General features: G+C 69.0%; 26 protein-coding genes. 12 read left to right on the top strand and 14 right to left on the bottom strand.

Annotation, left to right across the window (positions count from 1 at the left end; all coding sequences use genetic code 11):
- The first annotated feature begins 73 nt into the window (after positions 1 to 73).
- Together J2Y42_RS14115 and J2Y42_RS14120 are read left to right on the top strand one after the other, a co-directional pair.
- On the top strand, positions 74 to 919 hold the full coding sequence (locus J2Y42_RS14115; protein WP_018191106.1) for a Sir2 family NAD-dependent protein deacetylase: 846 nt from the start codon (positions 74 to 76) through the stop codon (positions 917 to 919).
- Between the two features lie 38 nt (positions 920 to 957).
- Entirely contained in the window at positions 958 to 1557 is a 600-nt protein-coding gene (locus J2Y42_RS14120) for a histidine phosphatase family protein (protein WP_018191107.1), read from the top strand.
- Between the two features lie 82 nt (positions 1558 to 1639).
- Here the strand turns inward: J2Y42_RS14120 and J2Y42_RS14125 are convergent, their stop codons facing one another.
- Together J2Y42_RS14125 and J2Y42_RS14130 are read right to left on the bottom strand one after the other, a co-directional pair.
- Positions 1640 to 2713 carry a glycosyltransferase family 1 protein gene (locus J2Y42_RS14125; RefSeq protein ID WP_309859827.1) on the bottom strand — a complete coding sequence of 358 codons (1074 nt, stop codon included), beginning with the start codon at positions 2711 to 2713 and terminating at the stop codon, positions 1640 to 1642.
- Complete coding sequence (locus J2Y42_RS14130; RefSeq protein WP_309859829.1) at positions 2710 to 3645, bottom strand: alpha/beta hydrolase; 936 nt, start codon at positions 3643 to 3645, stop codon at positions 2710 to 2712. Before J2Y42_RS14130 ends, J2Y42_RS14125 begins: the two co-directional genes overlap by 4 nt.
- Positions 3646 to 3843: 198 nt before the next feature.
- Here J2Y42_RS14130 and treS point away from each other — a divergent pair, with 198 nt between their 5' ends.
- The 3 genes from treS to J2Y42_RS14145 all read left to right on the top strand — a co-directional run bounded on the left by treS (position 3844) and on the right by J2Y42_RS14145 (position 6764).
- Positions 3844 to 5553 (top strand): maltose alpha-D-glucosyltransferase, encoded by a 1710-nt coding sequence (treS, locus tag J2Y42_RS14135; protein ID WP_018191110.1) that lies wholly within the window; start codon positions 3844 to 3846, stop codon positions 5551 to 5553.
- Between the two features lie 133 nt (positions 5554 to 5686).
- The gene (locus tag J2Y42_RS14140; RefSeq protein ID WP_018191111.1) at positions 5687 to 6373 is read left to right on the top strand and encodes an exonuclease domain-containing protein; all 687 of its coding nucleotides are present in this window, start codon (positions 5687 to 5689) and stop codon (positions 6371 to 6373) included.
- Between the two features lie 70 nt (positions 6374 to 6443).
- Complete coding sequence (locus J2Y42_RS14145) at positions 6444 to 6764, top strand: DUF4190 domain-containing protein (protein ID WP_309859832.1); 321 nt, start codon at positions 6444 to 6446, stop codon at positions 6762 to 6764.
- A gap of 272 nt (positions 6765 to 7036) precedes the next feature.
- Here J2Y42_RS14145 and J2Y42_RS14150 read toward each other — a convergent pair whose 3' ends face one another.
- The 3 genes from J2Y42_RS14150 to glgA form a co-directional block, all read right to left on the bottom strand.
- On the bottom strand, positions 7037 to 7288 hold the full coding sequence (locus J2Y42_RS14150) for a type B 50S ribosomal protein L31 (protein WP_018191113.1): 252 nt from the start codon (positions 7286 to 7288) through the stop codon (positions 7037 to 7039).
- 155 nt (positions 7289 to 7443) lie between these two features.
- A complete protein-coding gene (locus tag J2Y42_RS14155; RefSeq protein ID WP_309859834.1) occupies positions 7444 to 8244 on the bottom strand; it encodes an ABC transporter ATP-binding protein in 801 nt (266 codons plus the stop codon).
- A 30-nt stretch (positions 8245 to 8274) separates the two neighbouring features.
- Positions 8275 to 9465, bottom strand: coding sequence for a glycogen synthase (gene glgA, locus J2Y42_RS14160; protein ID WP_309859836.1), 1191 nt, complete (start codon positions 9463 to 9465; stop codon positions 8275 to 8277).
- Positions 9466 to 9512: 47 nt separating this feature from the next.
- Here glgA and J2Y42_RS14165 point away from each other — a divergent pair, with 47 nt between their 5' ends.
- Both J2Y42_RS14165 and serB read left to right on the top strand, forming a co-directional pair.
- Positions 9513 to 10757: a glucose-1-phosphate adenylyltransferase gene (locus J2Y42_RS14165; protein WP_309859838.1), complete on the top strand. Its 1245-nt coding sequence runs from the start codon at positions 9513 to 9515 to the stop codon at positions 10755 to 10757.
- The gene (gene serB, locus J2Y42_RS14170) at positions 10754 to 11419 is read left to right on the top strand and encodes a phosphoserine phosphatase SerB (RefSeq protein WP_309859840.1); all 666 of its coding nucleotides are present in this window, start codon (positions 10754 to 10756) and stop codon (positions 11417 to 11419) included. The genes J2Y42_RS14165 and serB overlap by 4 nt, the downstream gene beginning before the upstream one ends.
- A 72-nt stretch (positions 11420 to 11491) precedes the next feature.
- On the opposite strand, the gene fabG is transcribed toward serB, so the two are convergent.
- On the bottom strand, positions 11492 to 12202 hold the full coding sequence (fabG, locus tag J2Y42_RS14175) for a 3-oxoacyl-ACP reductase FabG (protein ID WP_309859842.1): 711 nt from the start codon (positions 12200 to 12202) through the stop codon (positions 11492 to 11494).
- A gap of 89 nt (positions 12203 to 12291) precedes the next feature.
- On the opposite strand from fabG, the gene J2Y42_RS14180 reads away from it, so the two are divergent.
- From J2Y42_RS14180 to J2Y42_RS14190, 3 genes are read left to right on the top strand one after another with little or no spacing between them, the layout of a single operon-like run.
- On the top strand, positions 12292 to 12600 hold the full coding sequence (locus J2Y42_RS14180; protein ID WP_309859844.1) for a DUF3099 domain-containing protein: 309 nt from the start codon (positions 12292 to 12294) through the stop codon (positions 12598 to 12600).
- 5 nt (positions 12601 to 12605) lie between these two features.
- The gene (locus J2Y42_RS14185) at positions 12606 to 12830 is read left to right on the top strand and encodes a hypothetical protein (protein WP_172823194.1); all 225 of its coding nucleotides are present in this window, start codon (positions 12606 to 12608) and stop codon (positions 12828 to 12830) included.
- On the top strand, positions 12827 to 13690 hold the full coding sequence (locus J2Y42_RS14190) for an SURF1 family protein (RefSeq protein ID WP_309859846.1): 864 nt from the start codon (positions 12827 to 12829) through the stop codon (positions 13688 to 13690). The genes J2Y42_RS14185 and J2Y42_RS14190 overlap by 4 nt, the downstream gene beginning before the upstream one ends.
- A gap of 105 nt (positions 13691 to 13795) precedes the next feature.
- Here the strand turns inward: J2Y42_RS14190 and J2Y42_RS14195 are convergent, their stop codons facing one another.
- The 6 genes from J2Y42_RS14195 to sufB all read right to left on the bottom strand — a co-directional run bounded on the left by J2Y42_RS14195 (position 13796) and on the right by sufB (position 19608).
- Positions 13796 to 15394 carry an ABC-F family ATP-binding cassette domain-containing protein gene (locus J2Y42_RS14195; RefSeq protein WP_029043033.1) on the bottom strand — a complete coding sequence of 533 codons (1599 nt, stop codon included), beginning with the start codon at positions 15392 to 15394 and terminating at the stop codon, positions 13796 to 13798.
- Positions 15395 to 15498: 104 nt separating this feature from the next.
- Complete coding sequence (locus J2Y42_RS14200; RefSeq protein WP_018191123.1) at positions 15499 to 15828, bottom strand: metal-sulfur cluster assembly factor; 330 nt, start codon at positions 15826 to 15828, stop codon at positions 15499 to 15501.
- 18 nt (positions 15829 to 15846) lie between these two features.
- A complete protein-coding gene (gene sufC, locus J2Y42_RS14205; RefSeq protein WP_018191124.1) occupies positions 15847 to 16641 on the bottom strand; it encodes a Fe-S cluster assembly ATPase SufC in 795 nt (264 codons plus the stop codon).
- A 2-nt stretch (positions 16642 to 16643) separates the two neighbouring features.
- Positions 16644 to 16973: a non-heme iron oxygenase ferredoxin subunit gene (locus tag J2Y42_RS14210; RefSeq protein WP_018191125.1), complete on the bottom strand. Its 330-nt coding sequence runs from the start codon at positions 16971 to 16973 to the stop codon at positions 16644 to 16646.
- Positions 16973 to 18193, bottom strand: coding sequence for a Fe-S cluster assembly protein SufD (gene sufD, locus J2Y42_RS14215; RefSeq protein WP_309859851.1), 1221 nt, complete (start codon positions 18191 to 18193; stop codon positions 16973 to 16975). The genes J2Y42_RS14210 and sufD overlap by 1 nt, the downstream gene beginning before the upstream one ends.
- Positions 18190 to 19608 (bottom strand): Fe-S cluster assembly protein SufB, encoded by a 1419-nt coding sequence (sufB, locus tag J2Y42_RS14220; RefSeq protein WP_309859852.1) that lies wholly within the window; start codon positions 19606 to 19608, stop codon positions 18190 to 18192. Before sufB ends, sufD begins: the two co-directional genes overlap by 4 nt.
- A gap of 330 nt (positions 19609 to 19938) precedes the next feature.
- On the opposite strand from sufB, the gene J2Y42_RS14225 reads away from it, so the two are divergent.
- Entirely contained in the window at positions 19939 to 20880 is a 942-nt protein-coding gene (locus J2Y42_RS14225; RefSeq protein ID WP_309859854.1) for a COX15/CtaA family protein, read from the top strand.
- Here J2Y42_RS14225 and J2Y42_RS14230 read toward each other — a convergent pair.
- Positions 20854 to 21414, bottom strand: a complete 561-nt coding sequence (locus J2Y42_RS14230; RefSeq protein ID WP_309859856.1) for a GNAT family N-acetyltransferase — start codon at positions 21412 to 21414, stop codon at positions 20854 to 20856. The two genes, J2Y42_RS14225 and J2Y42_RS14230, sit on opposite strands and share 27 nt — an antisense overlap.
- A gap of 70 nt (positions 21415 to 21484) precedes the next feature.
- On the bottom strand, positions 21485 to 22405 hold the full coding sequence (locus J2Y42_RS14235; protein ID WP_309859858.1) for a heme o synthase: 921 nt from the start codon (positions 22403 to 22405) through the stop codon (positions 21485 to 21487).
- 304 nt (positions 22406 to 22709) lie between these two features.
- Here J2Y42_RS14235 and tkt point away from each other — a divergent pair, with 304 nt between their 5' ends.
- Positions 22710 to 24803, top strand: a complete 2094-nt coding sequence (gene tkt / locus J2Y42_RS14240) for a transketolase (protein ID WP_309859859.1) — start codon at positions 22710 to 22712, stop codon at positions 24801 to 24803.
- Positions 24804 to 24811 lie beyond the last annotated feature (8 nt).

Below are 24811 nucleotides of genomic sequence, written 5' to 3' on the forward strand. Positions count from 1 at the left end.
TCAACACTGCCAGCCGCACGAAACAAATCGGAAAACTGGGGTGTTTAGACTCAAGAGGGATCTGGAGGTGCCTGTGACCACGCTGACGACCGAGCTCCCGCCGGAGCTCGCCCGCGGGATCGACCAGACCGTCGAGCTGCTCTCCGGCCGCCGCTTCGCCGTTCTGACCGGCGCGGGCGTGTCCACCGACTCCGGCATCCCGGACTACCGCGGCGAGGGCGCTCCGAAGCGCACGCCGATGACGTTCCAGCAGTTCCTCTCCGACGACCGCTTCCGCAAGCGCTACTGGGCGGGCAGCCACCTGGGCTACCGCCGGTTCGCGGCCGCGCATCCCAACGACGGCCACCGCGCTCTGGCGGCGCTGGAGGCCGCGGGCGCCGCCAACGGGGTCATCACCCAGAACGTGGACGGCCTGCACAAGCAAGCCGGGTCGCGCAAGGTCGTCGACCTCCACGGCGCCATGGACCGCGTCCTCTGCCTCGTGTGCGGCCAGATCTTCGCCCGCGAGGCGATCACTGCCCGCATCGACGCCGCGAACCCGTGGCTGGACACCGAGGGCGCCGTCGAGATCGCGCCGGACGGCGATGCCATCGTCACGGACATCGACGCCTTCGTCGTCCCGGACTGCACCGTCTGCGGCGGCCATCTGAAGCCGGATGTGGTCTTCTTCGGCGAGTTCGTGCCCGCCGAGAAGTACCGCGAGGCCAGCGCGCTGGTCCGTTCGGCCGACGCCCTCGTGATCGCCGGCTCGTCGCTGGTGGTCAACTCCGGCATCCGGCTCCTCGAAGAGGCTCGGCGCCGCCGGCTCCCCATCGTCATCGTCAACCGGGGCGCGACCAAGGGCGACGGTCGCGCGACCATTAAGCTGGACGGTGGGACGACGGAGACACTGGTCGAGTTGGCCGAACGGTTGGCCTGACCCGACCGCCCGCGCGTCCCGGTGACGAAAGGACGCGTGTGACCTTCATCTCGCTGGTGCGGCACGGCCAGACCGACTGGAACCTCGCGAAACGCATCCAGGGCTCCAGCGACATCCCGCTCAACGCGACGGGACGCGACCAGGCGGAGGCGACGGGACGCGCGCTCGCGGGCGGACGGTTCGACGCGATCTACGCCAGCCCGCTCTCACGCGCTCTCGACACCGCGCGCATCATCGCCGGTCATGTCGGCCTGGGCGAGCCGGAGCGCCTTCCGGCAGTCGCCGAGCGGCAGTACGGCGAGGCCGAGGGCCTGACCGGCGAGCAGATCCTGGCCCGCTGGCCCGACGGGATGCCCGTGCCGGGTCGCGAGACCCGCGACGAGGTCGTCGCCCGCGCCCTTCCCGCGCTCCGTGACCTTGGCGAGCGGCATCCCGGTGAGAACGTCATCGTCGTCAGCCACGGCGGCGTCATCTCGTCGCTGGTGCGCCACGTCACCGATCACGCGCTGCCGGGCCCGGGCGAGCTGATCCCGAACGGGTCCGTCCACCGCTTCCGCTACGACGACGGCGACCTCACGCTCGACCGCTTCAACCTCGGCCCGGAGGACCGCGACCTGTTCACCGCCTCCGTGATGTGACGGACGCGGCCCGCGCATCCAGGGGTCGCAACACGCCGTTACGGCCCGCCGATAACGGCGAGTCGCGACCCACAGATGGTCGTCAGCGCGACGCGACGCCCTCGAGCACCGCGAGCAGCCGCTCCGCCGAACCGTCCCACGTGTACCGCGCCGCCTGAGCACGCGCGGCCGCCGACCGGGCCGCCCACACGCCGTCCTCCTCGAGGTGCCGGACCCGCGCCGCCACCTGCTCCGGCGCATCCGCGTCGAAGTACAGTGCAGCCTCCCCGCCGATCTCCCGGAAGATCGGGATGTCGCTGACGACCACCGGCGTGCCGAGCGTCATCGACTCCACCAGCGGGATGCCGAACCCTTCGTCGTGCGACGCCGTCACCAGGGCGGTCGCCGCGGCGAGCGTCTCCGCGTACTCCTCGTCGCTGGCGCCGTCGTGGAAGACGATGCGCGCACCCGGCGCGAGCTCCGTCAGGCGCCGCCGCTCCGCATCCGACACCCGGCTCATCAGGTGGAGCGTGTACTCGGGCAGCAGCGCGGCGGCACGCACCAGCGTGTCCACGTTCTTGTACGGCATGAACGAGCCCATGTAGACGAGGCTCTTGCTCTCCGCCGCCGCGCGCTCGGCCCGTCCGGGTGCGAGCTCGGGCATGTCGGCCGCATTGGGCACGACGTGCACCGGTCGCTTGGTCAGGCGGTGCTCGGCGATGAGCCCCTTGGTCGTCTCCGACACGGTCACGACCGCGTCGGAGCGGTTCAGGAGCAGGCGCTGCGGCCACCACGCCAGGTGGTACAGCCGCCACAGCCCCCGCACGAACGCCGGCAGGTCGCGCGGCGGCGTCGGGTGGCGGTAGTAGATGAGGTCGTGCACGGTCAGCACAAGCCGGTACTTGCGCCCGAAGCCGCCCATCGTCTGCATCGGCGTGAACACGACGTCAGGCTTGAGGCGGTTGACCGTCCGCGCGACCCACGGCTCGCCCACCGACGTGGGCGACGGGATGAGCTCCCACGGCAGATCGGGCAGCATCTCCAGCTGGCGGTGGTCGCTGATCAACATCGTCACCGGGTGCCGCTTCGCGAGGGCGGTGACGAGGCCGGCCGTGTAGCGGCTGATGCCATCGTGCCGGCCGATGCGCGTGTAGCGGCAGTCGAACAGGATCCTCACGAGCGCTCCCCCGGCAGCTCCGCGACGAAGCGCTGGATGGCACGGGCGGCCGCCGCCGGCGTCTCGTAGTGGATGAGGTGGCCGACGTCCGGGATGACGACGAGCTCCGCATCCGGGAACAGCGTCTGCAGGCGGTACTCGGCCGCGATGGGCGTGATGTCGTCCTTCTCGGCGGCGACGAGCAGCGCGCGCTCCGGGATGCGTCCCGCGTACTCGCTGACATCGTGCGACACCGAGGCGCGGAACGCCTCCAGCACCACCCCCCGGTCGCTGAACGCCGAGAAGTAGCGGTCGTGCTGGTCGTGGATCCAGCGCCGAAGCGCCGGCTCCTTCGTCTTCGCCATGGCCATGCTCATCACGCGCACGATCACCCGGTTGCGCAGCAGCGCGAATCCGAGCCGCTCGGGGAGCACCGCCGCCAACCAGTAATAGAAGATCGCGAGCCGGGTGAACACACCGCGCGGACCCTCCAGCGCGGGCTGGCCGATCGGGTTGACGAGCACGACGCCGGCCGGGCGCTCGGCCGCGCTGTCCGCGCCGCCCCCGCCGGCCGCCTCCGCCAGCGCTCCGGACACGACGATCGACCCGAACGAGTGGCCGAGCAGCACCACTCGACCGGTCAGCTCGAGCCCGTCGACGAACGCGCGCAGCCAGCGGCCGTAGCCGACGATGTCGTGCGCCGCCTCGCTCATCGGCGTCGATGCGCCGAAGCCCGGGAGGTCGGGCGAGATCATGCGGATTCCGTCGAGCTGGGCGACCACCGGCTCGAGGCCGTGGTGATCGCCGCGGAAGCCGTGGACGAGCACCAGGGTGGTCGTCGCATCCCGCTCGCCGTAGTCCCAGTACCGGGTGGTCGAGCCGAGGACAGCGACCGCCTCTTCGCGCACGGGCACCCGCTCCAGGGCGGCGGCGTAGGGTGAGGAGACAGTCATCGCTCCCCAGTCTAGGCAGGGTCCGGACAGGACTGGACATGGCACCGCCCGCACGTCCTAGACTTCTCTGGATGTAACCGCTTGCACCGGATGCCGCTCCCCCGGCGGCCGCCCGGCCCAGCACACGCTCCGCCCCCGCACCTCCCCACTTGATCCGCTCCCGGCACCACCCCCGATCCACCCTGCTGAAGGAGAACCGTGAGTTTCACCGCGCCCATCACGCTGCCCGGGCTCGCCCTCGACCCCCAGTGGTACCGCCGGTCGGTCTTCTACGAGGTCATGGTCCGATCCTTCGTCGACAGCAACGGCGACGGCTCCGGCGACATCGCCGGGCTCACCTCCAAGCTCGACTACCTGCAGTGGCTCGGCATCGACGCGCTCTGGCTCCCGCCGTTCTTCCGGTCGCCTCTGCGCGACGGCGGCTACGACGTCTCCGACTTCACGTCGATCCTCCCCGAGTTCGGGACGATCGACGAGTTCCGCGAGCTCGTCACCAAGGCGCACGAGCGCAACATGCGCATCATCATCGACCTGCCGATCAACCACACCTCCGATCAGCACGAGTGGTTCCAGCAGTCGCGTTCCGACCCGGAGGGCCCGTACGGCGACTTCTATGTGTGGAACGACACGGACGACAAGTGGCCGGACATCCGCATCATCTTCGTCGACACCGAGGACTCCAACTGGGCCTTCGACGAGGCACGGCGCCAGTTCTACTTCCACCGCTTCTTCTCGCACCAGCCGGACCTCAACTTCGAGAACCCGGCCGTGCACGAGGCCATGTACGACGTGGTCCGGTTCTGGCTCGACCTGGGCGTCGACGGCTTCCGGCTCGACGCCATCCCGTACCTGTACGAGTCCGACGAGGGCAACGGCGAGGGCGAGCCGAAGACCCACGAGTTCATCATCAAGCTGCGCGAATGGGTGGACCGCGAGTACCCCGGCCGCATCATGATCGCCGAGGCCAACCAGTGGCCCCGCGAGGTCGCCGCGTTCTTCGGCAGCGAGGAGGAGCCGGAGTGCCACATGGCGTTCGACTTCCCGGTGATGCCGCGCATCTTCTACGCGCTCCGGTCGCAGCAGGCGAGCGAGCTCGTGCGGGTGCTCTCCGAGACCACGGACGTGCCCGACGGCGCCGCCTGGGGCGTGTTCCTCCGCAACCACGACGAGCTGACCCTCGAGATGGTCAGCGAGGAGTACCGGCAGGCGATGTACGGCTGGTACGCCTACGACCCGCGCATGCGCGCCAACATCGGCATCCGGCGCCGCCTCGCACCGCTGCTCGACAACTCCCGTGCCGAGCTGGAGCTCGCCCACGCGCTGCTCTTCTCGCTCCCCGGCAGCCCGTTCCTGTACTACGGCGACGAGATCGGGATGGGCGACAACATCTGGCTGCCCGACCGCGACAGCTCCCGCACCCCGATGCAGTGGACGCCGGACCGCAACGCCGGCTTCTCCAGCGCAGACCCGGGCAAGCTGTACCTGCCCGTCGTGCAGTCGCTGGTGTTCCACTACAACCAGGTGAACGTCGAGGCGCAGCTCGCGCAGTCGCGGTCGCTGCTGCACTGGATCCGCAACGTGATCCACGTGCGGAAGGCGCATCCCGTCTTCGGGCTGGGCGACATCCGCGTGCTGCCGACCGACCACGAGTCCGTCCTGGCGTTCGTGCGCTCGTATGCGGGCAGCGGCACGCATTTCGGCGACCAGCCGGAGGACGTGCTGTGCGTGTTCTCGTTCGCGCACAATCCCGTGTCGGTCACGCTGGAGGCGCCGGAGTTCGCCGGCCGCACCCTGTACGACCTGTTCGGCGGTGCGGAGTTCCCGACCGTCGCCGACGACGGCCGCTTCACGCTCACCCTCGGCACGCAGAACTTCTACTGGCTGCACATGGAGCCGCGCCGCGACTGAGCGCCCCCTCGCCCCTTCGGCGGTTCGCCGAAGTGCACCTTGTTGCGCCCTCCTTCGGCGTGTCGAGCGCAACTACGTGCACCTCGGCGTGCCGTTCCCGGGCGATGACGGTGGCTCGGCTTAGCGTGAGGGCATGAGCACGTGGCACCAGCGACTCGGGGTGTTCGACCTCGAGACCACCGGAATCGACGTCGAATCGGCCCGGATCGTCACCGCCCACGTCGGTCTCCTCGACGAGACCGGTGAGGTGCTTCACCGCCGCGACTGGCTGATCGACCCGCAGGTCGAGATCCCCTCCGAGGCCACAGCGGTGCACGGCATCACCACCGAGCGGGCTCGTGAGCACGGGATGGATGCGGCCAGAGCGGTCGCCGCGATCGTCGCGCAGCTGCGCAGCCTGTTCGATCGCGGCATCCCCGTCGTGGCCTACAACGCGCCCTACGACTTCACGCTCCTCGACCGCGAGGCACGCCGCCACGGCGTCGCCCCGCTCGTCTCCCCCGGCCCCATCATCGACCCGCTCGTGATCGACAAGGCGGTGGACAAGTACCGCCGTGGCAAGCGCACACTCACCGTCACCGCGACCCACTATGGTGTCGACCTCCTCGCCGCGCACGATGCGGGAGCCGACGCCATCGCGGCCGGCCGCGTTGCGCAGGCGCTCGCGCGCATCCACGCCGAGGCCCTGGCGTTGGAGGCCGCCGAACTGCACCGCCGCCAGGTCGACTGGTGCCGCGAGCAGGCCGCCGACTTCCAGGAGTACATGCGGCGCGAGCGCGACCCCGAATTCACGACGTCGGGCGCCTGGCCCATCCGCTGAGCACCGCCCGCGCACTTCCCCCGCATGCGGGGGCTACTGTTCCGGGCGCTGGCCCGCTAGATTGTGGCGCATGAGCGACTCCAACCTGAACCCGCAGCCCCTCCCGCCGCAGCAGCAGCCCGCCGGCTACCAGCAGCAGTACCAGGGCGCGCAGCCCGGCTGGAACACGATGTCGATCGTGGCCTTCATCCTGTCCTTCATCGTCAACATCGTGGGCATCATCCTGGGCTTCATCGCCCTGAACCAGATCAAGCGCACGGGTGAGCAGGGCCGCGGCCTCGCGATCGCCGCCATCATCATCGGCTTCGTGTCGGTCGCCTTCGGCATCATCTTCAGCATCATCTTCTTCGCGTCGCTCGGCGCCGCGATGAACAACTACAACTACAACTGAGCTCTTCTCGCGACGTCGAAGGCCCCCGTCCTGCGGACGGGGGCCTTCGTGCGTCCGGTGTTCCCGCGGGTGAGGAGCCGTCGAGCCGCGCTGACGCCGTCGCGGCTTGCGTAGGTAAAACCCCGCCGAATCTCCGACGGACCGCGGTGCGGACGGAGATCTGACGCCGTTCCGGCCGGAACTCCGACGGAGGGCGGCGATTCTCCGACGGCAAGCACCCGCGGGAACGACGAAGGCCCCCGTCGAATCGACGGGGGCCTTCGCGAAACGGCTTACTTGCCGAAGCTCTTGTAGCGCGAGTTGAACTTCTCGACGCGGCCGGCCGAGTCCATGATGCGCTGCTTGCCGGTGTAGAACGGGTGCGACTCGGACGAGATCTCGACGTCGATCACCGGGTAGGTGTTGCCGTCCTCCCACTCGATCGTCTTGTCGCTCGACACGGTGGAGCGGGTGAGGAACGTCGCACCCGAGGCCAGGTCGCGGAAAACCACCGGGGCGTAGTCGGGGTGGATGCCAGTCTTCATCAGGACTTCCTTGTTGCAGCTAGTAGTCGGTTCGGTCGTGTCCGCGCAGACCGCGTGGACGGGAAGCTTCAGACCCGAGAGCCATGGATCGCAGCCAAGAAGGCACGATCGGTTCGGGGGCCAGCTATCGAGTCTAGCAGATCGGCGGCGGCCGATCAGCCCTCGACACCCTGGCGCGCCCGGGCGGTGTAGCGGCCGTCGGACTCGGTGATCTCGACGTCGATGTCGAAGGTGGCACTGAGGTTCTCGCTCGTCAGCACCTCGCCGATCGGGCCCTGAGCGGTGATCTCGCCGTCCTTCAGCAGCAGTGCGCGGTTGAACGCCTGCGGGATCTCCTCGACGTGGTGCGTGACCATGACGATCGCGGGCGACTTCGGATCGCTGGCGTACCCGCCGAGCAGCTGCAGCAGCTCCTCGCGGCCGCCGAGGTCGAGGCTGGCCGCCGGCTCGTCGAGCAGCAGGATCTCGGGATCGGTCATCACCGAGCGGGCGATCTGAACGCGCTTCTGCTCGCCGTCGGACAGGCTCCCGAACGTGCGGTCGGCGAGGTGGTCGAGGTGCCACTCGGAGAGCACGCGGTGCGCCCGGCGCTCGTCGATGTCCTCGTAGAGCTCGTTCCAGCGGCCGGTCACCGCGTAGGCGGCCGTCATCACGACATCCAGCACCCGCTCGTTGCGCGGGATGCGGCGGGCGAGCGCGCTGGATGCGAAACCGAGGAGCGGACGCAGCTCGGCGAGGTCGGTGTGGCCGACCGACTCGCCCAGCACGACGGCCTCGCCCGAACTCGGGTGCAGGGCCGCCGCGGCGATCTGCAGCAGGGTCGTCTTCCCTGCGCCGTTCCGGCCCAGGATGACCCACCGCTCGTCCGGTTCGACCGCCCAGTCGATACCCTTCAGGACGGGGTTGCCGTCCCGCACAACGGACACGTCGGAAAGTCGGAGAACGCTGTCGGCCATGCCCTCCAGCCTACCGTCGCCGGACACGGGTCAGTGACGACCGGCGAGGGACCGGTACACGTCCCGCGTCTGCTCGGCGATGGCCGTCCAGCTGAACGAGGTCTCCGCCCGCTCGCGCCCCGCGCGACCCATCTCGGCCGCGCGCGCAGGGTCGCCGGCCACCTCGGTGAGGGCGGCTGCGAGGTCCCTGACGAACGCCTCGGGATCGGTCGGGGTGCCCGTCCCGTCCTGGAGTTGCTGGATGGGCACCAGCCGTCCCGTGACCCCGTCCACGATGACCTCGGGGATGCCGCCGGTCGCCGTTCCGACCACGGGCAGCCCGCAGGCCATGGCCTCGAGGTTGACGATCCCGAGCGGCTCGTAGATCGAGGGGCAGACGAAGACGGTGGATGCGGTCAGCGCGATGCGCAGCTCGTCGTTCGGGAGCAGACGGTCGATCCAGACCACGCCGTCCCGCTCGCCCTGCAGCTCCTCGACGAGCCCGCTCACCTCGGCCAGGATCTCCGGCGTGTCCGGCGCTCCGGCACACAGGATGACCTGCACCTCGGGCGGCAGCATCCTGGCCGCGCGCAGCAGGTACGGCAGCCCCTTCTGCCGGGTGATGCGGCCGACGAAGATGACCGCGGGACGCTCGGGGTCGATCCCGAGCGCACGTGCGCGGTCGTCGTCGCGCAGCGGCTGCCAGCGCTCCAGGTCGATGCCGTTGTAGATCGTGACGACCTTCGTCGGGTCGAGCTCCGGGTAGGAGGCGAGGATGTCTCGGCGCATCCCGTCGCTCACCGCGATCACGGTGTCCGCGGCCTCGAATGCGGTCTTCTCGATCCAGCTGGACACGCGGTAGCCGCCGCCCAGCTGCTCGGCCTTCCACGGCCGCAGAGGCTCCAGGCTGTGCGCCGTGACGACGTGCGGGACGCCGTGCAGCAGCTTCGCCAGGTGACCGGCGCCGTTCGCATACCAGGTGTGCGAGTGGACGACGTCCGCTCCCCCGCAGTCCTGCGCCATCTGCAGGTCGACACCCAGCGTGGCGATCGCCCCGTTCGCGTCGGCGAGCTCTGCGGGCACGCGGTACGACGCGGTATCCGGCTCGTCCCGGGGCTCGCCGAAGGCGCGGACGATCACCTCGGTGTCGGTCCGCAGAGCCTTCACGAGCTCGGTCACATGGACCCCGGCCCCGCCGTAGATGTCCGGCGGATACTCCCGGGTGAGCAGATCGACGCGCATGACCGAAACGCTAGTACAGCGATCAGTTCGCCTCTACTGTTGTGGACATGGCATCAGGCAAGAAGATCTTCGGCATCGTCCTCGCGGGCGGAGAGGGAAAGCGGCTGATGCCGTTGACGGCGGACCGGGCGAAGCCCGCCGTCCCGTTCGGCGGCCAGTACCGCCTCATCGACTTCGCCCTCTCGAACCTGATCAACTCGCAGCTGCGCCAGATCGTCGTCCTCACCCAGTACAAGTCGCACAGCCTCGACCGCCACGTGTCGCAGACCTGGCGACTCGACGGCATCACCAGCTCCTACATCGCATCGGTTCCCGCGCAGCAGCGCCTCGGGAAGCGGTGGTTCTCGGGGTCTGCGGACGCCATCCTGCAGAGCCTCAACCTGCTGCGCGACGAGAAGCCGGACATCGTGGTCGTCGTCGGCGCCGACCACGTCTACCGGATGGACTTCGGCCAGATGATCGAGGCGCACATCGCCTCGGGGGCTCCCGCGACGGTGGCCGCAATCCGCCAGCCGATCGGCCTCGCGGATCAGTTCGGCGTCATCGAGGTCGAGCCGGAGCGCCCCGACCGCATCGGCGCCTTCCGCGAGAAGCCGCGCGACCCGATGGGACTCCCGGACTCCCCGAACGAAGTGCTCGCCTCCATGGGCAACTACGTCTTCGACGCCGATGCGCTCATCGACGCCGTGGTGCGCGACGGCGACCGCCCGGACTCCAACCACGACATGGGCGGCGACATCATCCCCGACTTCGTCGCGCGCGGCGAGGCGGGAGTTTACGACTTCAACAACAACGACGTCCCCGGCTCGACCGAACGTGACCGCTATTACTGGCGGGATGTCGGAACCATCGACTCGTTCTTCGAGGCGCACCAGGACCTCATCTCGGCCCTGCCGGTGTTCAACCTCTACAACCGCTCCTGGCCGATCTTCAGCCAGGTGCTCAACTCGCCGCCGGCGAAGATCGTGCGCGACGGCCGCGGCGCGCTCGGCACGACCATCGACTCCATCGTCTCGCTCGGCTCCGTGATCTCCGGCGCCCACCTCGAGCGCAGCGTCCTCGGCCCGTGGGCCAAGGTCGACTCCGGTGCGAAGGTCGTCGACTCGGTCGTCTTCGAGCGCGCGATCATCGAGCCGAACGCGTTCGTCGGCCGCGCCATCCTCGACAAGGATGTGGTGGTCGCCGAGGGCGCGCAGATCGGCGTCGACCCCGACCGCGACCGCGCCAGAGGCTTCACCGTGACCGACTCGGGCATCACCGTCGTCGGCAAGGGCGTGCACGTCGTTCCATGACGACCACCGCACAGCACTCCAGGTCCGCTTCCGTCCTCGTCGTCCTCGACGCCGACTCCACGCTGCTCCAGGACGAGGTCATCGAACTGCTCGCCGATGAGGCGGGGTCACGTCCGGAGGTCGCCGAGATCACCGAGCGCGCCATGCGCGGCGAGCTCGATTTCGAGGAGAGCCTCCGCGAACGCGTCCGCACCCTCGCCGGCCTCCCCGCCTCCGTGTTCCAGCACGTGGGCGAGCGCATCCGGGTGACCGAGGGCGTCCCGGAGCTCATCGCCGGAGTACAGGCGGCCGGTGGCGTCGTCGGCGTGGTCTCCGGCGGCTTCCACGAGCTGCTCGACCCGATCGGCGAACGCCTCGGCCTCGACCACTGGCGCGCAAACCGGCTGGTCGTCGCGAACGGACAGCTGACCGGCGAGGTCGACGGACCGGTGGTGGATGCGGCCGCCAAGGCTCAGGCGCTGCTGTTCTGGGCGGCTGACGCAGGAGTCCACCTGCGCCAGACCGTAGCCATCGGCGACGGCGCGAACGACCTGCGGATGATGGCGGAGGCCGGCCTGTCCGTCGCCTTCAACGCCAAGCCGCGGGTGCGCGCGGAGGCCGACCTCGTCATCGACCGGCCGGACCTCTCCCAGGTGCTCCCGCTCCTCGGCCTCCGCGGCTGAACGCGCGCCGAAGTGCACGTCGTGGCGGCAATTCCGTCGTTTTTGCCGCCACAACGTGCACCTCGGCAGGGGTCAGTGACCCATCCCGAGGCCGCCGTCGACCGGGATGACCGCGCCGGAGATGTAGCCGGCGTCGTCCCCGGCGATCCACGTCACGACCTTCGCGACCTCGGACGCCGACGCGAACCGTCCGGCCGGGATGCTCTTCTTGTACTCGGCCTGCTGCGCCTCGGGCAGCGCCGCCGTCATGTCGGTCTCGATGAAGCCGGGAGCGACCACGTTCGCCGTGATGCCGCGGGCGCCCAGCTCGCGCGTGATCGAGCGCGCCATGCCGACGAGTCCGGCCTTCGACGACGCGTAGTTGACCTGCCCGGCGCCGCCGAACAGCCCCACGACGCTCGAGATCAGGACGATGCGGCCGAACCGCGCCTTCAGCATCCCCTTGTTCGCGCGCTTGACGACGCGGAAGGCGCCGCCGAGGTTCGTCTCGATGACCGAGTCGAACTCCTCGTCGGTCATGCGCATCAGGAGGGTGTCCTTGGTGATGCCCGCGTTCGCGACCACGACCTCCACCGGGCCGAGCTTCTCCTCGACCTCGGTGAACGCGGCGTCGACCGAGGCGGCGTCGGTGACGTCCGCCCGCACCGTCAGCGCGCCCTCCGGGCCCTCGCCCGACCGCGCGGTGACCGCGACGCGGTGCCCCTGGGCGACGAACTCCTCGGCGATGGCGAAGCCGATCCCCCGGTTGCCTCCGGTGACGAGGACGGTGCGTGGCGTGGTCATGCGATTCCCTTCAGGAAGACGGCTTTCTGCAGATTCGACCCCAGCAGGGCCGAACCCAAGTTTATGGACGTACGCTGGACTCAACGCACATGAAGAAGCCCTCAGCACCGTCGATCACGAGTCTCCCCCTCTCTCCCGATGAGGAGCGACGGCACCGGATGATCAAGTATTCGGTCGCCATGGGAGTGCGCGTGCTGTGCCTCATCGCCGCGGTCATCGTGCCCGGCTGGTGGGCCGCCATCCCGCTCGTCGGAGCGATCTTCCTCCCCTATTTCGCAGTCGTCATCGCCAACGTCTCCGTGGAGCAGGGTCGAGTGGATGTTCAGCGTCCAGGCAGTATCGTTCCAGTTGCGCCGCCTCCGCCGGCGCAGAAGGACGAGCCTCGGGAGGGCCAGTGATCGGGATGGGCGAGCCGGAGCCGCTCACGTGCTCGCGCGCCGGCTGCCGCGACACCGCGTCCTGGCGCATCGAGTGGCGCAACCCGCGCATCCACTCGGCCGACCGCGTGAAGGTGTGGCTGGCATGCGATGAGCACGTCGACTTCCTTCGCGAGTTCCTGGCCGCCCGCGATTTCCCCCTGCGCGTCGTGCCGGCGGCCGAGGTCGCCGCCGGGGGGCCGATCGCGTGACCCGATCGACGACCGACGGGTGGCGCTTCGCGTTCTCCCGCCGCTGGCTGGGCTACCTCGCGTTCGCGATCGTGTTCGCGATCGCGTGCGGCTTCCTGTCGAACTGGCAGCTCGCCCGCAGCAAGGAGGCGGCGGCCGCGAACGCCCTGGTGACGGCGAACTTCGACCAGTCCCCCGTCCCGCTCGCCGAGGAGCTGCCGTCGCTCGGCGCGTACTCGCCGAAGCAGGAGTGGAAGCGCGTCACCGTGACCGGGACGTACGAGCGCGACAAGCAGCTGCTCGTCCGCAACCGACCATTCAACGGGAGTCCCGGCTTCGAGGTGCTCACGCCGCTGCGCACCGCCGACGGCGCCCTGTTCATCGTGGATCGCGGCTGGGTGCCGACCGGAAACACGACGGACTCCCCCGACCACGTGCCGGCTGCACCCGCGGGTACCGTGACGGTGGTCGCGCGGCTGAAGGCCAGTGAACCGGCCATCGCCGGGCGTACGGCGACCGGTGATCAGGTGGGCACCATCCAGCTGTCGGTGGTGAAGCAGAAGCTCGGCGGCGCCGACGTCTACACGGGCGCGTACGGGCTGCTCGACAGCGAGGACCCGGCGCCCGCGACCGCGCCCACGCCGACCGTGACCAGCCCGCCGACGCAGGATGAGGGGCTGCACTGGTCGTACATGATCCAGTGGATCATCTTCGCCCTGATCGGCTTCTTCGGCCTCGGCTACGCGCTCGTGACGGAGTACCGCAAGCGCAACTCGGACGACCCCGCCGAGCGCGAGCGCGCTGCCGCACGCGAGCGTCGCCGCCGCGCCAAGCGCACCGACGCCGACGTCGAGGACGAACTCCTCGACGCCGCCCGCTGACCCCTCGCGCCGAACCCCCAGTCCGCGGCGAGATTTGCGCCAAATCGCGGTTCTGAGCGCCCCATAACCGAGATTTGGCGCAAATCGTGCCGGGGGGCGGAGGGGCTAGGCGAGGGAGATGAGGTCGAGGTAGTCGCGCGACCAGTGGTCCTCGACGCCGTCGGGGAGGATGAGGACCCGCTCGGGATTCAGCGCCTCCACCGCGCCCTCGTCGTGGCTGACCAGCACGACGGCGCCCTCGTAGTGCGCCAGCGCATCCAGGATCTCCTCGCGGCTCGCCGGGTCGAGGTTGTTGGTCGGCTCGTCGAGCAGCAGGACGTTCGCCCCCGACACGACGATCATGGCCAGTGCGAGCCGGGTCTTCTCGCCGCCGGAGAGCACGCCGGCCGGCTTGTGCGCGTCGTCGCCCGTGAACAGGAACGAGCCGAGCACCCTGCGGGCCTCGGTCTCGGTCAGTGACGGCGAGGACGACACCATGTTCTGGAGCACGCTGCGCTCGACGTCGATGGTCTCGTGCTCCTGCGCGTAATACCCGATGCGCAGGCCGTGGCCGGGCTCGACCTGGCCGGTGTCCGGCTTGTCGACGCCCGCGAGCATCCGCAGCAGCGTGGTCTTGCCCGCACCGTTCAGTCCGAGCACGACGACCTTCGAGCCGCGGTCGATCGCGAGGTCGACGGCGGTGAAGATCTCGAGCGAGCCGTAGCTCTTGGAGAGGTCGCTCGCCTGCAGCGGCGTGCGACCGCACGGCGCCGGCGTCGGGAACCGCAGCTTCGCGACCCGGTCGACCTGGCGCACCTCTTCGAGGCCCGCGAGCAGCTTCTCGGCGCGCGCGACCATCTGGTGCGCCGCGGCCGCCTTCGTCGCCTTCGCGCCGAACTTCGCCGCCTGCAGCTGCAGGGCGCCCGCCTTCTTCTCGGCGTTGGCGCGCTCCTTCTTGCGGCGCTCCTCGTCGGCGGCGCGCTGGCGCTGGTAGTTCTTCCAGCCCATGTTGTAGATGTCGATGACCTGGCGGTTCGCATCCAGGTAGAAGACGCGGTTAACCGTCTCGCCGACCAGCTCCACGTCGTGCGAGATGACGATGAAGCCGCCGGTGTAGTTCTTCAGGAACTCGCGCAGCCAGATGACCGAGTCCGCATCCAGGTGGTTCGTCGGCTCGTCGAGGATCATCGTGCGGGCGTCGGAGAACAGGATGCGCGCCAGCTCGATCCGGCGGCGCTGACCGCCCGAGAGGGTCTTCAGCGGCTGGTCGAGGATGCGATCCGGCAGGTTGAGGTTGGACGCGATGGATGCGGCCTCGGCCTCGGCCGCGTACCCGCCGAGCAGATGGAAGCGCTCCTCCAGCCGGCCGTACTTCTTCATCGCGGCCTCGGACACGGCGGAGTCGGTGCTCGCCATGTCGACGGTCGCCTGCTGCATCCCGAGCACGATCGAGCCGAGGCCCCGGGCGTCGAGGATGCGCGTGCGCGCCAGGTCGTCGAGATTGCCGGAGCGCGGGTCCTGCGGAAGGTAACCGAGGTCGCCGGAGCGGTCGACCTTGCCGGCCGTCGGGAGCAGGTCGCCGGCGAGCACCTTGGTGAGTGTCGTCTTGCCGGCGCCGTTGCGGCCGACGAGTCCGATCTTGTCCCCGTCGGCGACGCGAAAGCTCACGTCCTCCATCAGAAGGCGTGCGCCAACGCGCAGCTCCAGCCCCTGCACGGCAAGCACGTCGATCTCTTCTCTACTCGGTTCTCAGCAAACAGTTCCGGACTTTTTCGGCCCGACACGCCACGGCGCGGTCGAAAAAGTCCGGAACTGTTGGAGGGGATGTCTTAGATTGCGAAGCCGAGGGCGCGCATCATGTCGCGGCCGTCGTCGGTGATCCGCTCGGGACCCCACGGCGGCATCCACACCCAGTTGATGCGGAATGCCTCGACGATGCCGTCGAGCGCCTCGGCGGTCTGCTCTTCGAGCACGTCGGTCAGCGGGCAGCCGGCACTGGTGAGCGTCATCGAGATGATGAGCGCGTTGTTCTCGTCATCCCAGGCCAGGTCGTAGATGAGGCCCAGGTCGACGACGTTGATCCCGAGTTCGGGATCCATGACGTCCTTCAGCGCCTCCTCGACCTGGTCGAAGAGCGCTGGGCTCAAAGTGGCGGGCATGTGAGGATTCTACCTCTCTCAGGATCCGGCGACTTCGGCCGCCGAGGCCGCTGCGGGCTCGGGGGCGTCGACGTAACGGTCGTAGCCCTCCTCCTCCAGGCGGTCGGCGAGCTCGGGTCCGCCCTGCTCGGCCACGCGGCCGGCGACGAACACGTGCACGAAGTCCGGCTTGATGTAGCGGAGGATGCGCGTGTAGTGCGTGATCAGCAGGATGCCGAGACCGGTGTTGGCCTTCGCCCGGTTGACGCCCTCGGAGACGATCTTGAGCGCATCCACGTCGAGGCCCGAGTCGGTCTCGTCGAGCACGGCGAACTTCGGCTTGAGCAGCTCGAGCTGGAGGATCTCGTTGCGCTTCTTCTCGCCGCCCGAGAAGCCCTCGTTGACGTTGCGCTCGGCGAACGACGAATCCATGCGTAGGGCGCCCATCGACTCGCGGACATCCTTCACCCAGGTGCGGATGGACGGCGCCTGGCCGTCGATCGCCGTCTTGGCGGTGCGGAGGAAGTTGGTGTTGGTGACACCGGGGATCTCGACCGGGTACTGCATCGCGAGGAAGAGGCCGGCACGCGCACGCTCGTCGACGGTCATCGCGAGGACGTCCTCGCCGTCGAGCGTGATCGAGCCCTGGGTCACGGTGTACTTCGGGTGACCGGCGATCGTGTAGGCGAGGGTCGACTTGCCGGAGCCGTTCGGGCCCATGATCGCGTGGATCTCACCCTCGTTGATGGTGAGGTCGACGCCGTTCAGGATGGGCTTCGTGCCCTGGTCCGTCTCGACGGTGACGTGGAGGTCGCGGATCTCGAGGACTGACATGGTTAGTTGTTCACTTTCGGGGCGCTGGGGTCGATGAAGACGTCTCCGTCGATGATCTCGACGGGAAACACGGGGACCGGCTCGTAGGCCGGGAGGTTGAGGGGCTTGCCGGTCACGAGGGAGAACTGGGAGCCGTGCGCCCAGCACTCCAGGGTCTCGTCCTCGACGAAACCCTCGGACAGCGAGATCTCGCCGTGGGTGCAGGTGTCGCCGATGGCGTGCACCGCACCGGACGAGTCCTTGACGACGGCGATGGGGACGCCGTCGAGCACGACGCGGGTGGCCTGGTTCTCGACCAGCTCCGCGACGGCTGCGACGCGCTGGCCCGCCATCAGTTCTCGGCCCCGGCAGCCGGCGCGGAGGGCGCCGACGCGGTGACCGACGCCGATTCCAGCTCGTCCTCGATCTTGGCCTGCAGGCGCTCCTGGAGCGCCGGCGAGCCGATCTGCTGGACGATCTCGGCGAGGAAGCCGCGCACGACCAGGCGGCGCGCCTCCTCCTCCGGGATCCCGCGGGACTGGAGGTAGAAGAGCTGCTCGTCGTCGAAACGGCCGGTGGCGCTCGCGTGACCGGCGCCGACGATGTCGCCGGTCTCGATCTCGAGGTTCGGCACGGAGTCGGCGCGGGCCCCGTCGGTGAGGACGAGGTTGCGGTTCTGCTCGTAGGTGTCGGTACCGACGGCCTTCGGGCCGATGAGCACGTCGCCGATCCACACCGTGCGGGCGCCCTGGCCCTGCAGCGCGCCCTTGTAGGTCACGCGGCTGCGGGTCTCGGGGCCGTCGTGGTGGACGTACACCTGCTGCTCGAGATGCTGGCTGGCGTCGGCGAAGTAGGCGCCGAGCAGCTCGGCGTCCGCTCGCGCGCCGGCCAAGTGGGCCGACGGGTTGAGCCGGACGACACCGCCGCCGAGAGTGACGGCGACGTGCTTGATGCGCGCGCCCTCGCCGAGCTCGGCGAAGTGTGCGGCGACGTGGAGGGCGTCGTCGTCCCACTCTTGGAGCGACACGACCGTGAGGTCGGCGTCCTTACCCAGGAGGAACTCGACGTTCTCGGTCAGGTGCGCCGATCCGGTGTTCTGCAGGATGAGGGTCGCCACGGCTCCCGGGGCGACCTCGACGACCGTGTGCGCGGCACGCGCCGGTCCGCCGAGGGCGGAGCGGGTCAGCGTGACCTCGCGGCGGTCACCGCTGAGGTCGGCGCCGATCGTCACGAGCAGCGCCTGCTCGAAGGCCGTCCAGGCGTTGGCGGAGGCGCGGTCCTCGGGCTTTCCTGCAGCGCCGATGCGGGCGTCGTCACGGCCGATCCACGCGGTGGTCACACCGGGGGCCGTCGTGGCGTCGTACACGTACGGCGAGCCGTCCAGGTCGCCCGTGATGAGCTCCTGGATGCGCGTCACCGGCGTGTACTTCCACATCGCCTCGCGGCCGGTGACCGCAGGGAAGTCCGACACCTCGGTCGAGGTGAACCGCTCGGCGCGGCTCTGCACCGGGACAGGTGCTCGCATGTGGGTCGGGGCGGGCGCGGTGGTCTGCGTCGTCTCGATCTGCGTCATCCGACAGAGCCTTCCATGCCCATCTCGATGAGCTTGTTGAGTTCCAGTGCGTACTCCATCGGGAGCTCGCGGGCGATCGGCTCGATGAAGCCGCGGACGATCATCGCCATGGCCTCATCTTCCGGGAGCCCACGCGACATGAGGTAGAACAGCTGCTCCTCGCTCACGCGCGACACGGTCGCCTCGTGGCCGAGCTGCACGTCGTCGACGCGGATGTCGATCGCCGGATACGTGTCGGATCTCGAAATCGTGTCGACGAGCAGCGCGTCGCAGCGGACGGTGTTGGCGGAGTGGTGCGCGTTCGCATCCATCCGCACCTCGCCGCGGTAGCCGGCACGGCCGCCGCCGCGCGCGATCGACTTGGAGACGATCGACGACTGCGTGTACGGCGCCATGTGGATCATCTTGGCGCCCGCGTCCTGGTGCTGACCAGGACCGGCGAAGGCGACGGACAGGGTCTCGCCCTTGGCGTGTTCCCCCATCAGGTAGATCGACGGGTACTTCATCGTCACCTTGGAGCCGATGTTGCCGTCGATCCACTCCATCGTCGCGCCCTCGGCCGCGGTGGCCCGCTTCGTGACGAGGTTGTAGACGTTGTTGGACCAGTTCTGGATGGTCGTGTAGCGAACGCGGGCGTTCTTCTTCACGATGATCTCGACGACCGCGGAGTGGAGCGAGTCCGACTTGTAGATCGGAGCGGTGCAGCCCTCGATGTAGTGGACGTAGCTGCCCTCGTCGGCGATGATCAGCGTCCGCTCGAACTGACCCATGTTCTCGGTGTTGATGCGGAAGTAGGCCTGCAGCGGGATCTCGACGTGGACGCCCTTCGGGACGTAGACGAACGATCCGCCCGACCACACGGCGGTGTTCAGCGCGGCGAACTTGTTGTCGCCGGCCGGGATCACCGTTCCGAAGTACTCCTCGAAGATCTCGGGGTGCTCGCGGAGCGCGGTGTCGGTGTCGAGGAAGATGACGCCCTGCTGCTCGAGGTCTTCACGGATCTGGTGGTAGACGACCTCGGACTCGTACTGCGCGGCGACGCCGGCGACGAGACGCTGGCGCTCCGCCTCCGGGATGCCGAGCTTCTCGTAGGTGTTCCGGATGTCCTCCGGCAGGTCTTCCCAGCTCTGCGCCTGCTTCTCGGTGGAGCGGACGAAGTACTTGATGTTGTCGAAGTCGATCTCCGACAGGTCGGCGCCCCAGGTCGGCATCGGCTTGCGCTCGAAGAGCTGGAGGGCCTTGAGGCGGCGTTGCAGCATCCACTCGGGCTCCTTCTTCAGAGCCGAGATGTCTTTCACCACCTCGGGCGAGAGACCGCGGCGGGCGATGGAACCCGCGGCGTCGGAATCGGACCAGCCGAACTCGTACTGCCCCAAAGAGGCGAGCTCAGGCCGATCGATCAGGATGTCTGACATAATCTACCTCGTTTCCTTCCACTCGTAACCGGATATCAGTCCGGCTCATTCCCCTCCGCAAGCACGGCTTTCGCCGGTCGCTGCGGAGCGTCCTGATTGTGCGGGTGGCGGTGACTGCGTACCAACACGTGCGTACCTAGACTGTTCGTGGAGACGGGCCACGATGCCCCGGCCACGGACGGAGAAACCGGCCGCGCGCACGCGCTGGGATGCGCGTTCCTCGAACCCACCAATTCTACAGGTGCGGCGCGGTATTAGTAGAGGCGCGCCTGCGCATTGCCCGAGTATCCGCACCCGGCCCCGCCGATCCGACCGAGAGAGCCCCGAACCATGAAGCGCATCATCGCCTGGCTGCCGGACCGTGTGGACGGGCGCACCCGCGTCGTCGCGTGGATCTACCTGGCCGCGCAGATCATGCTCGTCGCGACCGGCGGCGCTGTGCGGCTCACCGGCAGCGGACTGGGCTGCCCCACCTGGCCCAAGTGCACGGCGGACTCCCTCGTCAACACGCCCGAGATGGGCATCCACGGCGTCATCGAGTTCGGCAACCGGGTGCTGGGCGGGGTGCTCGCCGTGCTCGCGATCGTGGCCTTCCTGCAGGTCGTGAAGCTGTACCGCTCGCGCCGCGATCTGTTCTGGCTGACCCTGATCGCCGGTCTCGGCGTGCCGTTCCAGGCGATCCTCGGCGGGATCACGGTGCTCACCGGTCTCACCTGGTGGGTCGTGGGGATGCACTTCGTCGCCTCCGTCGTGCTCGTCACGCTGACCACCTCGTACCTCGTCCGCGTCTACGCCGTCCCCGGCCCGCGCTACCGGGCCGTCCCGGCCTGGTACCGCGCCGTCGCCGCGGTGACCGCCGTCGTCGTGCTCATCACGATCCTGGTGGGGATCGTCACCACAGGAGCGGGACCGCACGCGGGCGACGACCACACTCCCCGCAGCGGCCTGAACCCCGAGATCCTGCAGCACGTGCACGCCATCCCGGCCTATGTCACGTTCGCGCTGACGCTGGTGCTGGTCGTGGCGGCGTTCCGCGTCGGCGGCCCGGCCGTGCGCCGCTTCACGCAGTACCTGCTCGCGGTCGAGCTGCTGCAGATCGTCGTCGGGCTGATCCAGGCCAACACCGGCCTGCCGGGAGTCCTCGTGGGCATCCACATGACCCTCGCCGCACTGCTCGCCGCCATGATGACGGCGGTCATGCTGTCGCTCTACTCCCCCGTGTCCGCCGCGCGCGAGACCGAGGGCTCAGCCGCGGACGTCGTCGCGGCCTAGCCGCCCGACGCGCGCCTCGAGCGTCTCGCCGTGCAAGCTGACGACCGTGCGCATCCCGTCGCCGAAATCGAAACCCGCAGCCTCGGCCAGACGCCTGCTGGACTCGTTCCCGTGTACGTACTCCCAGTTCAGCCGGTCGAATCCCAGCCCCTCCGGGTCGAGCGCATAGCGGGCGACGGCTCCGAGCGCCTCCCGCATGTAGCCCTGGCCTCTCGCCCAGGGGCCCGACCAGCAGCCCAGCGAGGCGGACCCGGCGCGCTCGTCCTTGCGGACCTCCAGCGCTCCGAGGAGGCGGCCGCCGCCGCGCGCGTGCAGCGCCCAGACCGTGTACCGGCGGCTCGCCAGGCCGTGCGGGCAGTAGCTGCGCACGAAGAACTCCGCGCTCTCGCGGGTGTACGGAGACGGGAGCGGAACCCAGCGCCGCGTCTCGGCGTCCTGGCAGGCCTCCAGCACGTCCGGGATGTCGTCGTCCGTCGGCACGTCCAGCACGAGGCGGGGCGTCGTGAGACGCAGAGTCAGCACCGGTGCCGTCATGCGCACATGGTAGAGCCGCAGGGGGCCTCGTGGCACGACTTCGTGGCCGGAACCTGTGCCCGGCCCGGGATCAGAACGGCAGCAGCGGGTCGATCGCGACGGCGAGGAAGATCAGCGTCAGGTACGCGATCGAGCCGTGGAAGACGCGCATCGGTGACACCGTCTCGTGACGGATCGCGAGGTTGTACAGGCGGTGCGACTCGTAGATGAACCAGCCGCCGGCCACCAGCGAGACCGCCGTGTACAGCAGCCCCATGTGCGCGACCGGGATGAGGAGCAGCGAGCACGCGACCATGGCCCACGCGTACAGGACGACCTGGAGGCCCACGACAGCGCGACCGCGGACGACCGCGAGCATCGGTACGCCGGCCTCCTGGTAGTCGGAGCGGTACTTCATCGACAGCGGCCAGTAGTGCGGCGGGGTCCACAGGAAGATGATGCCGAACAGGATGAACGGCGCCCAGTCGAGCGAGCCGGTCACGGCCGCCCAGCCGATGAGCACGGGCATGCAGCCGGCGACGCCGCCCCAGACGATGTTCTGCGGGGTGCGGCGCTTCAAGATGAGCGTGTAGAAGACGACGTACAGCAGGATGGCCGCGACGGACAGCGCGGCGGCGAGCCAGTTGGTGAAGAAGCCGAGCACCACCACGGAGGCGATGCCGAGAGCCCAGGCGAAGACCAGCGCCTCGCGGTCGGACAGCTCGCCGGTGACGAGCGGGCGGTTCTTCGTGCGCCGCATGACGCGGTCGATGTCGCGGTCGATGTAGCAGTTGAAGGCGCCTGCGGAGCCCGCGCTCATGTAGCCGCCGACGACCGTGGCCAGCACAAGCCACAGGTTGGGGATGCCGTTCGCCGCGAGGATCATCGTCGGGACCGTGGTGACCAGCAGCAGCTCGACCACCCGCGGTTTGGTGAGGGCGACGTACGCCTTCACCTTGCGAGCGACGCCGATGCGGCCCGGTTCGACACGGCTCTCTACAGCGACGTCCATTGCTCCTCGTGATGTGTCGGCGATGTACTCAGACGGTATCCGATTCTACGTCACGTCGAGGACGGGGCTTCCCGATTACCCCGTGACCGTCCATGACACAACCGTCTGGGGGAACACCCCATGTTTCTTGCGCGTTACCTATACTTGGAGGTGCTCGCCAGCCGAAGCCCTGTTCCGGCCGCACTCTTTGTAGGACGGTGACGGAGGAATGGCTCGGCGCCGATGACGTCCACGGCGCGCACTACCTCAACCGGTGCGGGTTCCACGACGACCCTCACCACATCGACGAAGGGTCAGTTTTCACGTGGCAGCACTGCAGTGGGATCCCATTGACAACAAGGCAGTAGACACGGCTCGCGTTCTCGCGGCCGACGCGGTGGAGAAGGTGGGCAACGGGCATCCCGGCACCGCCATGAGCCTCGCCCCCGCGGCCTACCTGCTGTTCCAGAAGGTGATGCGCCGCGACCCGCGCGACCAGCACTGGCTCGGTCGCGACCGCTTCATCCTCTCGGCGGGCCACTCGTCCCTGACCCAGTACGTCCAGCTGTATCTGGGCGGCTACGGTCTCGAGCTCGACGACCTCAAGAAGCTGCGCACGTGGGGCTCCCTCACCCCCGGCCACCCCGAGTACGGACACACCGACGGCGTGGAGATCACCACCGGTCCCCTGGGCCAGGGCATCTCCTCCGCCGTCGGTTTCGCTTATGCGCAGCGTTTCGAGCGTGGACTGTTCGACCCGGACGCCGCTCCCGGCACCAGCCCGTTCGACCACCACGTGTACGTGATCGCGTCCGACGGCGACCTCGAGGAGGGCGTCAGCTCCGAGGCGTCCTCGCTCGCCGGCCACCAGGAGCTCGGCAACCTGATCGCGATCTACGACAGCAACCAGATCTCGATCGAGGACGACACCGACATCGCCTTCACGGAGGACGTGAAGGCCCGCTACGAGGCCTACCACTGGCACGTGCAGGTGGTCGACTGGAAGAAGACCGGCGTCTACGAAGAGGACGTCCAGGAGCTTTTCCAGGCCATCCAGAACGCCCAGGAGGTGACCGACAAGCCGTCGCTCATCATCCTGAAGACGATCATCGGCTGGCCGGCGCCGAAGAAGCAGAACACCGGCAAGATCCACGGTTCGGCACTGGGCGCCGACGAGCTCCGCGCGGTCAAGGAGGTGCTCGGCTTCGACCCCGAGCAGACCTTCGAGGTCGCCGACGAGGTCATCGAGCACACGCGCAAGGCCATCGAGCGCGGTGCCGAGGAGCGCGCCGAGTGGCAGAAGGGCTTCGACGCCTGGGCCGAGGCGAACCCCGAGCGCAAGCAGCTGCTCGACCGTCTGCTGAGCGGCGCCGCGCCGGAAGAGCTGGAGAGCGTGCTCCCCGTCTTCGAGCCGGGCAAGGACGTCTCGACCCGCGCCGCGAGCGGCAAGGTGCTCAACGCCATCGCACCGGTCATGCCGGAGCTGTGGGGCGGCTCGGCCGACCTCGCCGAGTCGAACAACACCACGATCGAGGGCGCCGCGTCCTTCGTGCCGAGCGAGCGCTCGACCCACGAGTGGACGGGCAACCCGTACGGGCGCGTCCTGCACTTCGGCATCCGCGAGCACGCCATGGCCGCGATCCTGAACGGCATCGTGCTGCACGGCCCGACGCGCCCCTTCGGCGGCACGTTCCTGATCTTCAGCGACTACCAGCGTCCGTCGATCCGTCTCGCCGCGCTGATGAACGTCCCGTCGATCTTCGTCTGGACGCACGACTCGGTCGCGCTCGGCGAGGACGGCCCGACGCACCAGCCGATCGAGCAGCTCTCGACCCTGCGCGCCATCCCGAACCTGGCCGTCGTCCGCCCGGGTGACGCCAACGAGGTTGCCTGGGCGTGGAAGACCATCCTCGAGCGCCGCAACGGCCCCGCCGGCATCGCGCTGACGCGCCAGAACATCCCGGTGTTCGAGCGCGGAGACGGCGACGCCGAGGGCGACACCCTCGCGTCGGCGAAGAACGTCGCGAAGGGCGCGTACATCCTGGCCGAGGCGCCGGGCGGCACGCCGGACGTGATCTTCATCGCGACCGGATCCGAGGTCCAGATCGCGCTCGAGGCCCGCGAGGAGCTGCGCGGCGAGGGCATCAACGCCCGCGTCGTCTCCGCCCCCAGCCTCGAGTGGTTCGCCGAGCAGCCCGCCGAGTACCGCGAGAAGGTGCTCCCCGAGGCCGTCAAGGCCCGCGTCTCGATCGAGGCCGGCCTGGCGCTCGCCTGGGACAAGATCGTCGGCGACCACGGCCGGAGCGTCTCGATCGAGCACTTCGGTGCATCGGCCGACTACAAGACGCTGTTCCGCGAGTTCGGTATGACCACCGAGCACGCCGTGTCCGCAGCGAAGGAATCGCTCGCGTCGCTCTGAGCGCGGGC

The organism is Leifsonia sp. 1010, from assembly GCF_031455295.1.
In the GTDB taxonomy this organism is placed as follows: Bacteria; Actinomycetota; Actinomycetes; order Actinomycetales; family Microbacteriaceae; genus Leifsonia.

Bases quoted from the DNA above. Each gene is read 5' to 3' on its own strand.
- serB (WP_309859840.1), top strand. From the start codon at position 10,754: ATGACGACCACCGCACAGCACTCCAGGTCCGCTTCCGTCCTCGTCGTC.
- J2Y42_RS14165 (WP_309859838.1), top strand. From the start codon at position 9,513: ATGGCATCAGGCAAGAAGATCTTCGGCATCGTCCTCGCGGGCGGAGAG.
- sufB (WP_309859852.1), bottom strand. From the start codon at position 19,608: ATGTCAGACATCCTGATCGATCGGCCTGAGCTCGCCTCTTTGGGGCAG.
- glgA (WP_309859836.1), bottom strand. From the start codon at position 9,465: ATGCGCGTCGATCTGCTCACCCGGGAGTATCCGCCGGACATCTACGGC.
- sufC (WP_018191124.1), bottom strand. From the start codon at position 16,641: ATGTCAGTCCTCGAGATCCGCGACCTCCACGTCACCGTCGAGACGGAC.
- J2Y42_RS14155 (WP_309859834.1), bottom strand. From the start codon at position 8,244: ATGGCCGACAGCGTTCTCCGACTTTCCGACGTGTCCGTTGTGCGGGAC.
- fabG (WP_309859842.1), bottom strand. From the start codon at position 12,202: ATGACCACGCCACGCACCGTCCTCGTCACCGGAGGCAACCGGGGGATC.
- J2Y42_RS14130 (WP_309859829.1), bottom strand. From the start codon at position 3,645: ATGACTGTCTCCTCACCCTACGCCGCCGCCCTGGAGCGGGTGCCCGTG.
- J2Y42_RS14140 (WP_018191111.1), top strand. From the start codon at position 5,687: ATGAGCACGTGGCACCAGCGACTCGGGGTGTTCGACCTCGAGACCACC.
- J2Y42_RS14235 (WP_309859858.1), bottom strand. From the start codon at position 22,405: ATGGACGTCGCTGTAGAGAGCCGTGTCGAACCGGGCCGCATCGGCGTC.
- sufD (WP_309859851.1), bottom strand. From the start codon at position 18,193: ATGACGCAGATCGAGACGACGCAGACCACCGCGCCCGCCCCGACCCAC.
- J2Y42_RS14200 (WP_018191123.1), bottom strand. From the start codon at position 15,828: ATGCCCGCCACTTTGAGCCCAGCGCTCTTCGACCAGGTCGAGGAGGCG.
- J2Y42_RS14180 (WP_309859844.1), top strand. From the start codon at position 12,292: ATGAAGAAGCCCTCAGCACCGTCGATCACGAGTCTCCCCCTCTCTCCC.
- J2Y42_RS14145 (WP_309859832.1), top strand. From the start codon at position 6,444: ATGAGCGACTCCAACCTGAACCCGCAGCCCCTCCCGCCGCAGCAGCAG.
- J2Y42_RS14230 (WP_309859856.1), bottom strand. From the start codon at position 21,414: ATGACGGCACCGGTGCTGACTCTGCGTCTCACGACGCCCCGCCTCGTG.
- J2Y42_RS14150 (WP_018191113.1), bottom strand. From the start codon at position 7,288: ATGAAGACTGGCATCCACCCCGACTACGCCCCGGTGGTTTTCCGCGAC.
- J2Y42_RS14225 (WP_309859854.1), top strand. From the start codon at position 19,939: ATGAAGCGCATCATCGCCTGGCTGCCGGACCGTGTGGACGGGCGCACC.
- J2Y42_RS14210 (WP_018191125.1), bottom strand. From the start codon at position 16,973: ATGGCGGGCCAGCGCGTCGCAGCCGTCGCGGAGCTGGTCGAGAACCAG.
- J2Y42_RS14185 (WP_172823194.1), top strand. From the start codon at position 12,606: ATGGGCGAGCCGGAGCCGCTCACGTGCTCGCGCGCCGGCTGCCGCGAC.